The organism is Phreatobacter cathodiphilus (assembly GCF_003008515.1).
In the GTDB taxonomy this organism is placed as follows: Bacteria; Pseudomonadota; Alphaproteobacteria; order Rhizobiales; family Phreatobacteraceae; genus Phreatobacter; species Phreatobacter cathodiphilus.
In genome coordinates this window covers 3,318,255-3,331,506 of the sequence record NZ_CP027668.1, presented here as the reverse complement: position 1 = coordinate 3,331,506, position 13,252 = coordinate 3,318,255, and the positions used below count along the sequence as shown (strand labels likewise).

Genomic DNA, 13,252 nt, shown 5'->3' with positions numbered 1-13,252 from the left:
ATTGCCCAACTAGCACGGCAGGAATTTGTGACCGCCTGGATGTTCGTTGCAGTCTGCTTTTGGGCCCATTGCGGAAATTGGCAACGTCCGGTTTCCGGCTGCCGTTGATGCCGTGAGCCGACGTTCCCTAGTTTGGCCACCGGGTAGCAACGAGCAAGGCTGGCTGTCTGCGGACCGGCAGCTATCGGCGTCCGGCAGAAGGGTTGTTGGCGCGTAAAGGCTAATTCCATTGACTAGGGTTTTTCACCGGCCCCCGTGCGGGACACCCATTTCGACGTGGGGCTTGATAGGAAATTCGGCGCGCCAAGTGAGGCCTTCACTTGCGGGCACGAGTTCGACCTGACCACCTGTTGCGGCCGCGAAGATCTGGGTCAGGAGCACCGAGCCGAAACCCGCTTTCCCTCCCCTGGAATATCTCGGTCCCCCCGCTTCTCGCCAGACGATCTGCAGAATGTCTGTTTGGGTCAGCTTCCAGGTGACGCTCACATAGCCGCTCGGGCAACTGAGCGCGCCGTATTTCAGTGCGTTGGTGCTCAATTCATGGGTCGCCAAAGCGATGTATGGCGCTACAAGGCCTGGAATATGCAGCTCGGGTCCCTCAATCGTCACCCCGGAGACATGCGCGAGTTGGCGCCTGAGGAGATCACCCAGCTCGACCTGGTTTTCCCCTGTCGCGATCAGCGCATCTTGGGCATGCGCAAGTGCCTGAAGGCGAGCCTCAATGCTGGAGACGAAATCCTTCGGCGCCCCACTCGCCTTGGCCGACTGCCGGACTATGGCTTGAACCACCGCGAAGACGTTTTTCACCCGGTGGCTAAGTTCTCGGGCAAGAACCTCCAGTTTCTGCTGGTTGAGCCGGTGCGAGGTCACGTCGAGGGCGCTTGCGACGACTCCGCGAGCTCCGTCGGGATGGAGGATCCGTGCCGTCTGGATGTGGAACCAGCGCGGGACTCCGTTGATCGACAGTAGGAGCTCCTCCGATTGAGGCGAGCCGGTCAGGGCTCGCCTCAACATCCCGTGGATCGGGCCTCCGACGTCGGCTCCCACCAGATCTTCGGGTGTTTTTCCGAGCACATCTGCCGGGAGGTTGTGAGCCCAGGTATATCGAAGCTCTTCGTCGTGTTCGGACATCGCGAGACCGGAAATACTGGTCGCGAGCTTAAGCCTCTCGTTGAGCCGTTGCTGATGCGACAATCCAACGGCAAGAGCCCGGTTAGTGGTTTCGAGTTCGGCCTCCGCAACTCTCAGATCGGTGAGGTCGTCGTTGACACCGATCATGCCGGTGAAGTGGCCGCTCCCGTCAAACGAGGGAACGGCCCGGGTGCGCAAGATCCTCACTGCGCCGTCGCAGCGCCGATACCGCCCTTCGCAGGAAAATCCCTTCTGCTGCGCCATGCCCTCGGAAAACGGTCCAAATACCTTTTCTCGATCAGCCTCAAGCAGGCTCGTCGCCCAATCGAAGGTCGCGCAGTCCTCGGGGTCCAAACCCCAGAACTCCCTCATCGCAGCATTGAGATAAACACATCGGCCGTTGACGTCGCCTCGCCAAAGCATGGCCGGCGAGCACTCGGCGAGAGCTGCAAGGGCATGATTATCCGTCAAGGTCGAACCTAGCTTCGTTGGCTTGCAGATTTGCGTCGGCGGTAACTCGGGAGTGGGCGAAAGGTTCATTTCGGCCCCCCTCGCATCGCGCAGGTTCGAGGGTTCGGTCCTGCTGAGGCCCATCCCCATCCTGGCTGTGCACCAGCCGCCTTACTCATCAGCATGAGGCGACCAGCTCATGCGTGAGTTGCTTTATGACTGGCACAAGAGAGCATAGCCCGTTGGTCCCTTTTGTCGGCGCCGGCCTGGCTGCGCACGCTGCGCAAGGAGCGGCTGAACGGGCCGGACGCGCTTTCCCTCGGCATCGGCGGCACCTGGTGCGCCGAGATCGGGCAGCGCATCTGGTCGATCGTCTGGCGCGGCCTCGACCAGCCACAAGCCATGCTGACCAGCCACGTGCTGCTGTTGTTCCTGATGCTCTCCTTCATGGGCGGGGTGCTGCACCTCACCGCCCGCGGTGCCGTCGACGGCTATGTGCCTCGGCACAACTGGATCATCCTCGGCATCACCATGGGGGTGGCGGCGTTCGTTGTGGTGGTGGTCTTCGCGCCCGGATTGCACGGACTGGCCGAGCAGCCATAGCAGCTCAGCATCCGGATTTTGAGGAGCGACGTTCGGAGCATTCTGCGGGGATGTTCTTGACCCCGTTTATCGTGTCGATCGCCTTCCGCAGCTGACGCTCTCGTCGATCGAGCGTCATTTGCGCCCGTCGGTCCATGGAGCCTACCGCGGCGAGAGCTGCCAGGATCATGGCGCGCAGTTCGGCGGCGGCCTCAACATCCCCGGGATTATCGAGGGCCTCTTCGACGCACGCTGAGAGTTTCGAAAGCCAGCGGCGGAAACGCTCACGCTCCGCCGGGGGAACAGTTTTCTGATGACCAGGCATGTCTACGCGCTACCAGAGCCTCGTTAACATCTGCCGAAAGGTCCGCGGGCAGACTGCGCCTTCCACCCAACGGGGCGCGCCATTGCATCACGAGTGGCGTTCCGCGACTTGTGCTGGCCCCAAAGCCGGAATGATTGGGGTCTGCATTGCCGGGGAAGGGATCAGTAGAGGCGGATATCCTGTCAGGCTGATGCATGCGGAGACAGTAGAGCGATTTCTCCCCTCCGCCTTGGAGATATAGAGATTGCGGTCCGCTGCCCGGACCAATTCACCCACGGTCGCTCCCGACGCTTGCGGGATGACGCAAGCTCCTCCAGCGCTAATTGTGACCACCCGGTGGGCAGCATTCCCCATGTGCGGTATCGCAAGCGCTTCGACAGAGGTACGAATTCGCTCCGCGACTGTCCCGGCGCCCTCTTCGTTCGTGTCGGCCAACAGGAGCGCAAACTCTTCACCGCCATAGCGCGCGGCAAGGTCACCCGGCCGCGCAGCATGGGCTTGGATGACAGCCGCAATCTGCTGCAGGCAGTGATCGCCAGCTTGGTGTCCATAGGTGTCATTGAAGGCCTTGAAGTGATCGGCGTCGATCAGAAGCATGGCCAGCGGCCGACCGTGTTGGCGTGCGAGAACAAGTTCGCGCTCTGCGCGATCATCGAGAAAGCGCCGATTGGCCAGGCCGGTCAGGCTGTCGAGGGTAGCCAGGCGGGAGAGGTGACCCTCGAGTTGCTTGTGCTCGGTCACGTCCCGCGAGACCGCAACGACGCCATCTATGCGGCCGGTCTCCGGGTCGCGGGTTACTGAGAGGGACGATTCCAGCCAAACGGTACCGCTGGTGCGGTGGCGGGTGCGGTAGGCGATCAGGGCCTCCAACCGCTCACCTTTCCGCATTTGCTCCACGACGGTTTCAACGGCGTTCCGGTCTTCCCTGTGGAGGCCTGCCAGCGCTTGTCCTCCGATCAGTTCATCGGGACCCCAGCCGAGGATGCGTAGGGAGGAGGGGGACACATAGGTGAGCCGGCCGTCAAACCCGATGCGCGTGACCATGTCGCTGGAAGCCTCTGCCAGGAGTCGGAAGTCTGCCTCCTGACAAGAAATGACCCTGAGTAGACGCTGGCGGGAGGCGAGTTCCCTCAGCATCAGTGCGCCTAGACCAGCTATGAGCAGCGTCAAGCCAAAGACCATGTTCATGCGCCACGATGCTTCAGAGCGCCATGGAGCGAGAACCTCATCCTTGCCGCGAGCGATAAGCATCAGGAGCGGCAAGCGCTCGCTCTTATGGTAAGAGCTGATCCGCTCTACGCCGTCGAGGACGCTCCGGAAGTGGACTGTCCCCGAATGGTTATTAGCCGCATGGCGCATAAACGGCGACCCGTTGAAATCACGCCCGATCACGTTGTCGTCGAACGGATAGCGGGCGACCAGAACTCCTGTTGAAGATAACAGAGAGAGCGAACCCGCGGATCCCACGTCGAATTTGGCAAAACCCCGTACGAAGTAGTCAACATCTAGAGTAGCGAGCACTACCCCGGCGAATGCGCCATCAGGACCGTCGACACGGCGCGAGACAGTTAGGATCCACTGACCTCCCGACCGGCTTCGGATCGGAGGCCCTAGAAACGGCGTCCGATCTGGGGTGGCGCGGTGGTGCCGGAAATAGTCCCGATCGGCATTGTTAAGGCCTTGAATGTCGACCTTTTCGGATGTGGCAACCCACGATCCGTCGGCAGCATAAACGAAGAGGCCCCGCACGCGCGGCAGGGTCGCCTTTCTCAGGTCGAGAAAGCTTTGCAGGCGGGCGACCGCCTTCGGGCCAACCCATCTGATTCCAGCCGGTGGACTATGCCGATCAGGGCAGTGTCCGCCAGTTCGATGCTTTCTTCGGCGTGCTGGAGGAGAGAGCGTGCGAGATTGCTGGCCTCGGATTCAGCCGTGCGGATCTCCGCGTTCCGCAATTGGGCTTCCCGGTAAAGCCCCAGCCCAATCAGGGCCGTGCAAAGCCCCACCAAGAGAGCCACTGCTGATGACGTCGTGATGCGCATACGCCGCCGTTCAGCGGTCGCTCTTTTGGTCGACATGATCCCTCCGGGACCAGCAACAATGATCGAGAGACCTTAAGGCTTGGTCATTTTCACGCTTCCGGATTACCCTCGGATCACTCATTGGTGCGCGATTCAGGGCCTCAAGGCTCGGTACTCGCAGCCGACGATCGGAACCTCCCGCGGTCGTCTGCATTGACTCGCAACTCGTGTGTGGAGTTGCGTCATGGTCTGGGCCGAGAGGTGGGCGGAGTTCTTCGCTCGGCATTCCGAGCAGCATCCCGGCGGCGTGATCGACCGGCTGCTCGGCGACCGGCAGAGGGCCAAGGGCAACGCTGAGAGCGTGTCGCAGGACACGCCGCCCCCGCCGCCGGCCGGGCACAATCGCGACTCTCCCGGTCGCATCGCCCGCATGCTGGCAGAGCGCCCGAGGCGCGGCCCATGAACTGGCGAACCCCTCTCGCCGAGCCGATCGCCCTTAGTGCCGGCGATCGCCAGTTCGTCACCCTGCGCGACGCCGCCGAGTTCCTCACCGAGCGCTACAGCAAGGCCCAGGGAGGTGTGCTCGCGGGCACGATCGAGGATCTGATCGTCGCCTCGGCCGACCCCACGCCGGAGCATGTCCGACGTGCGACGGACCAGTTCGCCCGCTTCCTCGCCGACGAGAACCTCGTCGTGGGCCGACCCGGCTCGACCGGCGGGGATCTTGAGCAGCGCACCCGCGACATGCTGGCCGGCCGTCGGTCGAAGGCGGGGCAGGCGAAGGTCGCCTGCGGCGTGAAGCGGCGGCGAAAACAGCCACGGTCGAGATAGCGCAGCCATCGGCTAAGTCGTGGAACCTCCCCAGAACCTGGAAGTTCTGACAGTCGAGACGCTGTCCCCGTCTTGCTCGGGTTCGCCCGTAGCACGCCCAAACTGCCCGCCGGCCCGCCCGACGCCGGCGGGTTTTTTGGGTTTCAGGGGGGTAGAGGCAGACCTCATAAGGCGGCGGCTGCCGGAACGCTGCGGCAATGGAACTGAGAATGCCGTGGAGATTGCTCATCCTGCTGGCATTGACCGCTGTTACGGCTTGCTTGACGATTTGGTGCCTCAGCGGCCCACACTCGTCATGACGCCCCTGATGCCCCGCTGTCGTTGCATCGCTTCCGCATCGCCTGCTCGATGAGGAGCTTTCGGACCGCTGATCGAGCTATTGCTTTGAGGGCATCGAATTCAAATGCCGTTCGGCCGTGCGCAGCCAAGACCGCATCCGCCATCGCCTGTGAATATTCAGGATCGTTGCCCGGGATGCGCTCCTCATCGCGCACTTGGGCAATCACCTGGCGCAGGACTTGAATTTCAGTAGCGTCGATAACGCCGACGAGCTTTGAGAACACCGACATCGCGGCCCCCTCGATATTGCGGCGGGAGCTCAGCTTGTCTCTCAGGCAGCGGCGCCGGTCGCGATGGCCGCTGATGGCTCGTCATAGCAGAGGACGTACCACAGGTCTGCCCCCACGACGCTACCACCCTGAGCACAAGTGCGAGAGGGGTTAGTCGTTCTTGGCACCAGTGGCGACCTAAGATGGTCCAGACGGTCAGCTCTCCGGCAACCGCAGAGCGCTCGTCACGCGGTCGAGATCCTCCCTAAACTTCGCCTGGTCGGCGACTTCTGCCACCGCCACAAGCTGCAGCTCGCAGGTTTGCAGGGCGAGGGCTCTGATCGTGTTGAGCATCCGCCACTTGTCGTCAGCATCCATCGGCCACTTTTCGATCTGCTGCGCCAGCGCGCCCAGCGCTGTCATGGCGTTTGTAACACTTTTGACCAAGGGGTGTGTCTCGCCGAGACGGGAGGGCGGACGATCAATAGGGAAGGCAATCACGTTTGAGGCCTGATCCACATCGCTCTCCCCGGCCCTGAGCCCGAGCCCGGCATCAACGGCTCGCGAGAGGATTAGCCTGGGATCTAACGGTTAAAGACCGTTAAATGGCTGGCCGCACGGACCAGCCGTCGGCACGTTCACTCCATTGCCTGCGACGTATTGATGCTTCCGCGGCGCGGGTCGTCCGCACAGCTGTACCATTGCGGTGGAACCCGGGGTATGCACACTCTCGGCCGTTCGAGCGGCTTACCGCTGTGGCGGGCTGCCGCGTCTGAGGGGCGGCGCCAATGCCATATTTCTCGAGCGATTTCTCAACCCCTGAACTTGAACTGATGAGGCGCGCAGCGGCCGACTGCGCCCGAACACTTGGCGTGGCAGGCGATGTCGAAAAAGAGCGCGACATCGCGCTTGCCATTCTCAGAGCCGCCAGCGCCGGCGAGCGGAGCCTCGATCAACTGATCGCGGCCGGCGTGGCCGCTATCAAATCGAATGGTCCATAGCCCTCGTCGGATCACGCCCGCCACCACCTACCGAGACGAGGGCCTCGGCCAGTCCGGCATCCGCTGCACCTGTCGACCGCCGCAGGCAGTGCACGCCGGCCGCCGCCCGGCGGAAGGAAACGGCTCGTCGTCCCTGGCTCGCAGCGCAATCCATGACACGACGGCGTGACGGCCGCAGCCGACGCACCAGAGCCTGGCACCGACAACGCCCAGCGCGCGCAACTGGCCCACGGTAGGCGGCGCAGTCGGCGGGGCCTTGGCCGCTTCGGTGGTCCGGATGACACGGGCCCCGTGGCGCAGCGTCACGATTCGGCCCGGCCGCTCCTTCACCGCGGCGTCATAGGCGGCGCCGGCGACGACGACGCTGCCGGCGACCGCCAGCGTCTCGGCCACCCTGTCACCCTCCCAGACCTCCACCTTGAACGGGTGGTCGACCTTTCCGCCCATCGCTCTGCCCTGACCTCGTGACCGGGCAGGCGGGGCGACGGCGCGCAAGCGACATCCACCGCGGGAACAGGCGGCAAGCCTCCCCCGCGTCGCCTGACCACGTTGCGTGAAAAGCGACCCGCCGCACGCACCGGTGCGCAGGCGGACGCTACAATGTTCCCTGAATGTTCTCAATGGTGCCTATGAATGAAGCCTTCGCGGCTTTCGACATCGAGGGCGTGGGCCTCGCCTACACGATCGCGAGCGGGGAGGCACGACGGCGAGGGAGAACATCGTCACGACGAAGGGGCTACGAAGGGAGGCGGCGACGATGGGATTGTTCGACTGGGCTGTCGGTTCAGCGCAATAATCCTCCAGCAAAAATTGCGCGCAACACTTCCTCAAATGTATTGTGAGGTATAATAATCCGCTTTCCTCACTAAGATACCGCCCTCCGTGACCGGGTTGCCACATAAGGCGGCATCGTGGCGAAGTCCTGTGTTTTGCCACAATTCAGAAACACGGCGTCGGAATCCTTGAGGTCTCGAAGCGTCCTTATTGATGGAGATCCCAATGAAGAAGATGCTTTTGACCAGCGCAGCTGTGCTGGCATTCGGGTGCAACGTTCAGGCGGCTGACCTCGGCGTCGCGCGAGGTCCGGCAGCGGCGATCGTAGCGCCCGCGTTCAACTGGACCGGTTTCTATTTCGGCGGCTACATTGGCGGCGCCTCCCGCCAGGCCCGCTTCACCGACATCGACGGCTACAATGCCGTTGGAAGCTGGAATGCTAATCGCACCAGTTTCCTGGGCGGCGTCACGCTCGGCTACAACTGGCAGTTCACCCCCAATGTACTGGTCGGCATCGAGGGTGAACTCGGCTACCTCGGCGGAGCGCGTCGGGCGGACCCGTTTTCGCCGGGCCTTGATACGGAAGGTCGGATTGCCGACAGCCTTTACGGGCTGATCACAGCACGTGTGGGTCTGACGGCCGACCGTGCTCTGTTCTACGTGAAAGGTGGTCTCGCGTTGGGCGGCGGCAGCGCCAGCGTTGTGGACTCCTGCGTGATTGGCGCGTGCGGTGGCGGCACCTACTCCGCTTCGTCCTCCAGCAACGTCGGCTGGACGATCGGCGGCGGCGTCGAGTACGCAGTCTCGGGCAACTGGACCGTCAAGGGCGAGTACAACTATATTCGCTTCAACAACCGGACGATGACCGACGGTGCCTTCCGCTTCGGTGTGAGCAACAATGATGCTCACCTGTTCAAGGTGGGTCTGAACTATCTGTTCGCCAGCGGTGGGGGCCGCTACTGACCCGCTGAAGTGCATGCGCAGTGCAGGAATTCTTCATGAACTGGGCCGCCTTCGGGCGGCCCTTTTTTTGCGCGCCCGTGCATTTGTGCAGCCCACGCAGGTCGACAGTTTCACTGATGTGCAATCTCTACAGCCTCACCAAGGGCCAGAAGGCCATCCTTGATATGGACCGATTCCGGAGGCCATGGTGGCCCTGGTCCGTGCCCTGCCTGCCGAACAGCAGTTCGGGGGCGCGGATGATGCTGAAGGGTGCCACGACCATCGAGCGCCGGCATCCGATGACCGCGGCCAGCCCTACCGCAAGGACGATGTCTAGCTTGACCGGTTCTTCGCCGCGGCCGGCGCCCTGTAACCCGATCACCACCGGCGGGAAGCGGCCGTGCAGTGGTCCGGCCACCGCAAGACGGAGTTCGGCGCAAACAGTGCGGGGAATCCAGAGCCGGCCCGCCCCCCGCCGGAGATGATGCGTAGCTCCAGGGACGGGCCGGCGGGCGTCCCCCCAACGCCTCTTCAGTGCAACTTGTCGGATGAAGCGCAAGTTCCCCCGGTCGCATAGAGCCGGCCCGCCTCGGGTGGGTGGGGTCGCTGGAAGAGAGGCGGGCCGGCTCTGGCGCAACCGTAAGGCCCGCCGCAATCCGACAGTACCGGAACGACCGAGTCGCACGACCTTACTGCGGTAGTCGTCCACAACACCCGAGGAAGCGACCCATCGACACGTCGAACCTTTTCTGCGGCGCCCGCGACTACAGCTCATACGGGCCACGAACGGGCCCGAGCCAACAAAACTGTGAAACTCAAGGAGAACCGATGTCGAACACCCGCTTCAAAAGCTTCACCCTCGCTGCCGTGCTCGCTCTGAGCCTCGGCTCCTCCCTCTCCGGCGCGATGGCTCAGAGCGCCGGTGGCGGCGGCGATGGCGGCGGCGGATCGATGGGCTATGATGCGCCGACGACCGCCCAGTCCAGCGTCCCCGGCTCGACCATTCCGCGCCAGGGACAGGTGCGCGACCAGAACACTTTCTGCGGCTTCGAGCTTCTGCGGGGCCACTACTGCCAGAGCCAACCGCGGCGCTGAGCTTTAGGATCATTCGTGAGGACGGCGCCTCGGGCGCCGTCTTTCGATGCACCTGCTCATCGTCTATCCAGCGCCTGCCACATCAACCTCCGGGAACGTCAGGTGGTAGCGCTGTGCTACGCCATCCCAAACGAACTGGGCGCGCGACAGGAAAGCGCGTCCGAGGATGACGCGAGTAGGTACCCGCTCATAGTCGCGAGCCAGGGACAGGACCTCGGCGTCGACGTTCAGCGCCCGGTTTCGACCGACATCCACGCAGACGCGCGCCAGGTAGCGAGACGCGTCGCGGATGAGGACGCCGGAAAACGTGCCTTCGAGTTTCTCCCCGAACCGCTCGCAAAGGCTGGGGTCCATCCGGATTCGAGCCACGCCCGTGTCGAGGAGACCCCAGACCCATTCGGAGATACCGCCATTGCCGCCACCGTAGTAGCCGACGTGAACCTTGATGCAGGGGAAGCCGGCGATGTGATCTGTGGTGGGTTTGCCGAGCGGATCCAGGAAGACGATGTTCACCCGCGCCATGCCGCCTCATCGGTGAAAATTAGAACGGTGCAATCGAATGGCCGGTCCGCCGCCCAGGGGGGTAAGGGTGACGAACCGGCTCCAGCGACCCTCAGCGGGGCCACCGGCCGAATGCTTGAAGATTCGCAGGGAGTCCGCGACCCTACGGGGGTAGTCATTCAGCCTTGCACGCAGTCAGACTGCGCAAGATGAATGGGAGCCGGCCCGCCACCCGGGGGGTGGGTGGAGGTGTGGTGACGGGCCGGCTGGCGCCTCGAAGAGCCGCCGCTGAGCCAGTACGCCAGCGCGGCTGTCACAGGTCGCCGCGACAAATGTCCGCACCTGTGGCCGTTCAAAGATCGAGGGAAGCCGAGACGCGGCGGTAGCGACGCGGCGGTGGCTCTGCCGGCTTCGGGCCTAAGCGACCAGCCAAGACTTCTTGAAGGACGAAAACACGGACGGCCGACGACAGATTGCCGTTGCGGCGCTTGTCGTCGATCGCCGTGAGAAGGTCGGAAAGAGTCATCTGCCTGGCATCTGCGATTTCGACAAAGGCATTCCAGAAATCGTCCTCGAGTGACACGGACGACTTCTGCCCCCCGATGATCGCCGAGCGCTTCTTCAGCGCGCTTGTCACTGGACCGGTTGCTTTGGTGACCACCGCTCATCTCCAAATGCCGGGCATCAGCCCGAAGTGAATGACCATTGCCGCCGCGGGCAAGAGCACGGCAGCGGCGATGAGGAGTGCATTTGCCTTCCTTTGCAGGAAGGAACGCCGCGGCATCGGTCGTCTCCGAATCGAGTGCCCCAACGTTAGCTGACCTCCCGTCACGCGCAACATCCGCGGTGGCATCCCACCGGCACCCCAATTCTGCAACCAGTCTCGAAAGTAAGAGCCATGATTGCTCTGCCGACCAAACACGCGTGGCTCGCGCGTGAGCCCGGGCCAAAGATGCTGCTGGAAGCTATCAGGCTGTTCGGCACCCGCGATTTCGTGGGACCACAGCACAACCCGGTCATTCTCGGCTGGGCGAAGGAGATCGGGCATCCCGACTACACGAGTGACGAGACCGCCTGGTGCGGGCTCTTCGTCGGCGTTTGCGCCCATCGTGCGGGCTGGGAGGCCCGGCCGAAGGGCAACGCCCTCTGGGCGCGCAATTGGGCGGCTGGGGCACCACGCGACCAAGGCAGCTGGGAGGTGATGCGCGCCGCACTCGCGGAGGCGAGCGCCATTTTAGGGGCGCGGGGCAACTTCGAACTTGAGGCGGATCTGGCGAAGATCACCCTCGCCGCGGCCCAATCTGGATGCTTCAAGAAGGCTGCCTCGTGGCTTTGGCAATCTCTGTGCCGCTGAAGCGACGGCAGAGCGAGCATCATCGATGAGCGGGGGGGACCGTCCGCTCGGCTCGTCGCACTGCTGCCGAAAGGGGCCGCGCCCTTCCCGCGGGCCCGGCGCGAGCCATGCCGGCGACTGCGGCGGCGGCCAGTCAGGATTGTCCTCATAGGTGAGTTATGCGGCTTTCAGGCGTCCAGAGCCTCGCGCCTGGCCGGCGACGCACTCGGCGATGCTATCCACGATCGCCATGCCCGATCCTGCTGCCGCACGGCTGGAGACTGCCGGATGGGAGAATCCTGAGCGGCCTGGCCGCAGAACATGGGGAAAGCTGTTGCCGGTGCCGAGCGGCCCTAGGGCGCGTTTCGAATTGGAATTTCCTGCATAGCCCGTGGGCGGCAGTGACATCGCCAACTCGACATCGACAGCTGGATACAACGTCAAAGCGCGGCAGAGAGGGTGTCGGTCGATAAGAGGTCGGGGAAGCACACCTGGTCCGAAGCGGAACTCTGAATACCACTCTGCGTTACGCCCAAGCCGCAAGTTGGTCGGCTAAATCGACAGGTGACTCCAATGTCTGACGGTAGCGGAATTCTCGGTGTCTTGGTCGGTGTGATGCTCGTGATCTTCATCGGAGCGGCGGTCCTTGCCGGCACGGGCCGCCTCGGAGGCGGTGGGCAGACCTTCACCATCAAGGTTCCTGACGGTCGCTAAACGGCAAGGGCGGAAACGGAACAGGAGGAAAACATGAACGGCATTATTTACCTGGTTGGTCTGGTCGTCGTCGTCATGGCGGTTCTTTCCCTTATTGGCTTGCGGTGAGGGTGCGATGACAACACTAACCACGAGCTCTATTGCGCCCCGCGTTTCGTCGGTTGATTGGGCGCCCGTATTCGCTGGGGCGATTGGGGCAGCTGCCCTCAGCCTCGTCTTTATCGCCTTCGGTGCGGCGATCGGGCTGACCCTGACGTCTCCATGGCCAGGATCCGGCATATCGCTCGTCGCGACGGGCATCTTCGTCATGTACTGGACCGCACTCGTCCAGATCCTGAGTTTCGCAATGGGCGGCTACATTGCGGGCCGGTTGCGACCTGCCACGCATCCCTCCGACGACGAGCGGCAGTTTCGCGATGGCGCTCACGGCTTTCTGGTCTGGAGCGTGGGCATTATCATGATGGCTCTGGTCACTGCATTCGGCGGTGGCGTCGCCGCGCGGTCCGCCAGCACGGTTGTGGCGGGCGCTGCAACCGGCGCGGGAGCCGCTGCAAGCCAAAGCGGCATTGGGCCGTCCAACTATGCCGCAGACCTTCTGCTGCGGCGGGGGGCTGGTGCAACGTCGGGCGACAGCGATCCGGCGTCTGATGCCGCTGTTCGGCAAGAAGTTGGCCGACTCTTCGCGTCCGTGGCCACCAACAGGGAACTTACGGTGAGGGACCGGGATTACCTTGCTGCGCTCGTCGAGCGTCGCGCTGGACTTCCTCCTGCCGAAGCTCGTCAGAGGGTCACCGAGGCCGTCAACGAATTGAGGACACTCGAGGCTCGGGCGCGGGAGCAGGCGGAGCGTGCGCGCAAGGCGACGGTGCTGACCGGGTTCACCGCAGCAGCCACTTTCCTGATCGGACTGGCTGCCGCATGCGCAGGCGCGACGTTTGGCGGTCGGCATCGTGACGAGAAGACCGCCTTCACCGTGCTGGGCAAACCATTCTGGTGATAGGACCGTC

Annotated in this window: 17 protein-coding genes; 8 read left to right on the top strand and 9 right to left on the bottom strand. The window is 63.4% G+C overall.

Annotation, left to right across the window (positions count from 1 at the left end; genetic code table 11):
• Positions 1-243: 243 nt before the first annotated feature.
• Positions 244-1,671 (bottom strand): PAS domain-containing sensor histidine kinase, encoded by a 1,428-nt coding sequence (locus C6569_RS15990; RefSeq protein ID WP_181313786.1) that lies wholly within the window; start codon positions 1,669-1,671, stop codon positions 244-246.
• A 162-nt stretch (positions 1,672-1,833) separates the two neighbouring features.
• Here C6569_RS15990 and C6569_RS15985 point away from each other — a divergent pair, with 162 nt between their 5' ends.
• The gene (locus tag C6569_RS15985; protein ID WP_106749773.1) at positions 1,834-2,184 is read left to right on the top strand and encodes a hypothetical protein; all 351 of its coding nucleotides are present in this window, start codon (positions 1,834-1,836) and stop codon (positions 2,182-2,184) included.
• Positions 2,185-2,575: 391 nt separating this feature from the next.
• Here the strand turns inward: C6569_RS15985 and C6569_RS15980 are convergent, their stop codons facing one another.
• Both C6569_RS15980 and C6569_RS15975 read right to left on the bottom strand, forming a co-directional pair.
• Entirely contained in the window at positions 2,576-4,237 is a 1,662-nt protein-coding gene (locus C6569_RS15980; RefSeq protein WP_106749772.1) for a sensor domain-containing diguanylate cyclase, read from the bottom strand.
• Between the two features lie 20 nt (positions 4,238-4,257).
• Positions 4,258-4,563: a hypothetical protein gene (locus C6569_RS15975; RefSeq protein WP_146144824.1), complete on the bottom strand. Its 306-nt coding sequence runs from the start codon at positions 4,561-4,563 to the stop codon at positions 4,258-4,260.
• Between the two features lie 187 nt (positions 4,564-4,750).
• On the opposite strand from C6569_RS15975, the gene C6569_RS15970 reads away from it, so the two are divergent.
• On the top strand, positions 4,751-4,969 hold the full coding sequence (locus C6569_RS15970) for a hypothetical protein (protein WP_106749770.1): 219 nt from the start codon (positions 4,751-4,753) through the stop codon (positions 4,967-4,969).
• Complete coding sequence (locus tag C6569_RS15965) at positions 4,966-5,337, top strand: hypothetical protein (protein WP_106749769.1); 372 nt, start codon at positions 4,966-4,968, stop codon at positions 5,335-5,337. The genes C6569_RS15970 and C6569_RS15965 overlap by 4 nt, the downstream gene beginning before the upstream one ends.
• A gap of 293 nt (positions 5,338-5,630) precedes the next feature.
• On the opposite strand, the gene C6569_RS21770 is transcribed toward C6569_RS15965, so the two are convergent.
• Together C6569_RS21770 and C6569_RS15960 are read right to left on the bottom strand one after the other, a co-directional pair.
• Positions 5,631-5,906 (bottom strand): hypothetical protein, encoded by a 276-nt coding sequence (locus C6569_RS21770; protein WP_146144823.1) that lies wholly within the window; start codon positions 5,904-5,906, stop codon positions 5,631-5,633.
• A gap of 195 nt (positions 5,907-6,101) precedes the next feature.
• The gene (locus C6569_RS15960) at positions 6,102-6,404 is read right to left on the bottom strand and encodes a hypothetical protein (protein WP_146144822.1); all 303 of its coding nucleotides are present in this window, start codon (positions 6,402-6,404) and stop codon (positions 6,102-6,104) included.
• Positions 6,405-6,673: 269 nt separating this feature from the next.
• On the opposite strand from C6569_RS15960, the gene C6569_RS21995 reads away from it, so the two are divergent.
• Positions 6,674-6,886: a hypothetical protein gene (locus tag C6569_RS21995; RefSeq protein ID WP_181313785.1), complete on the top strand. Its 213-nt coding sequence runs from the start codon at positions 6,674-6,676 to the stop codon at positions 6,884-6,886.
• Between the two features lie 27 nt (positions 6,887-6,913).
• Here the strand turns inward: C6569_RS21995 and C6569_RS15955 are convergent, their stop codons facing one another.
• Positions 6,914-7,333: a hypothetical protein gene (locus C6569_RS15955; RefSeq protein ID WP_106749767.1), complete on the bottom strand. Its 420-nt coding sequence runs from the start codon at positions 7,331-7,333 to the stop codon at positions 6,914-6,916.
• A 552-nt stretch (positions 7,334-7,885) separates the two neighbouring features.
• Here C6569_RS15955 and C6569_RS15950 point away from each other — a divergent pair.
• Positions 7,886-8,623, top strand: coding sequence for an outer membrane protein (locus C6569_RS15950; RefSeq protein WP_181313784.1), 738 nt, complete (start codon positions 7,886-7,888; stop codon positions 8,621-8,623).
• 807 nt (positions 8,624-9,430) lie between these two features.
• Complete coding sequence (locus C6569_RS15940) at positions 9,431-9,697, top strand: hypothetical protein (protein WP_106749764.1); 267 nt, start codon at positions 9,431-9,433, stop codon at positions 9,695-9,697.
• A 63-nt stretch (positions 9,698-9,760) separates the two neighbouring features.
• Here C6569_RS15940 and C6569_RS15935 read toward each other — a convergent pair whose 3' ends face one another.
• A complete protein-coding gene (locus C6569_RS15935; protein ID WP_106749763.1) occupies positions 9,761-10,219 on the bottom strand; it encodes a hypothetical protein in 459 nt (152 codons plus the stop codon).
• A 331-nt stretch (positions 10,220-10,550) separates the two neighbouring features.
• On the bottom strand, positions 10,551-10,859 hold the full coding sequence (locus C6569_RS15930) for a ribbon-helix-helix domain-containing protein (protein ID WP_245898125.1): 309 nt from the start codon (positions 10,857-10,859) through the stop codon (positions 10,551-10,553).
• A 237-nt stretch (positions 10,860-11,096) separates the two neighbouring features.
• Between C6569_RS15930 and C6569_RS15925 the strand changes: the two genes are divergently transcribed.
• Positions 11,097-11,552 carry a C40 family peptidase gene (locus C6569_RS15925; protein ID WP_146144821.1) on the top strand — a complete coding sequence of 152 codons (456 nt, stop codon included), beginning with the start codon at positions 11,097-11,099 and terminating at the stop codon, positions 11,550-11,552.
• Between the two features lie 531 nt (positions 11,553-12,083).
• Here the strand turns inward: C6569_RS15925 and C6569_RS21765 are convergent.
• Entirely contained in the window at positions 12,084-12,554 is a 471-nt protein-coding gene (locus C6569_RS21765; RefSeq protein WP_146144820.1) for a hypothetical protein, read from the bottom strand.
• On the opposite strand from C6569_RS21765, the gene C6569_RS15920 reads away from it, so the two are divergent.
• Positions 12,553-13,242, top strand: a complete 690-nt coding sequence (locus C6569_RS15920) for a P-loop NTPase family protein (protein WP_146144819.1) — start codon at positions 12,553-12,555, stop codon at positions 13,240-13,242. The genes C6569_RS21765 and C6569_RS15920 overlap by 2 nt on opposite strands.
• Positions 13,243-13,252: the final 10 nt, after the last annotated feature.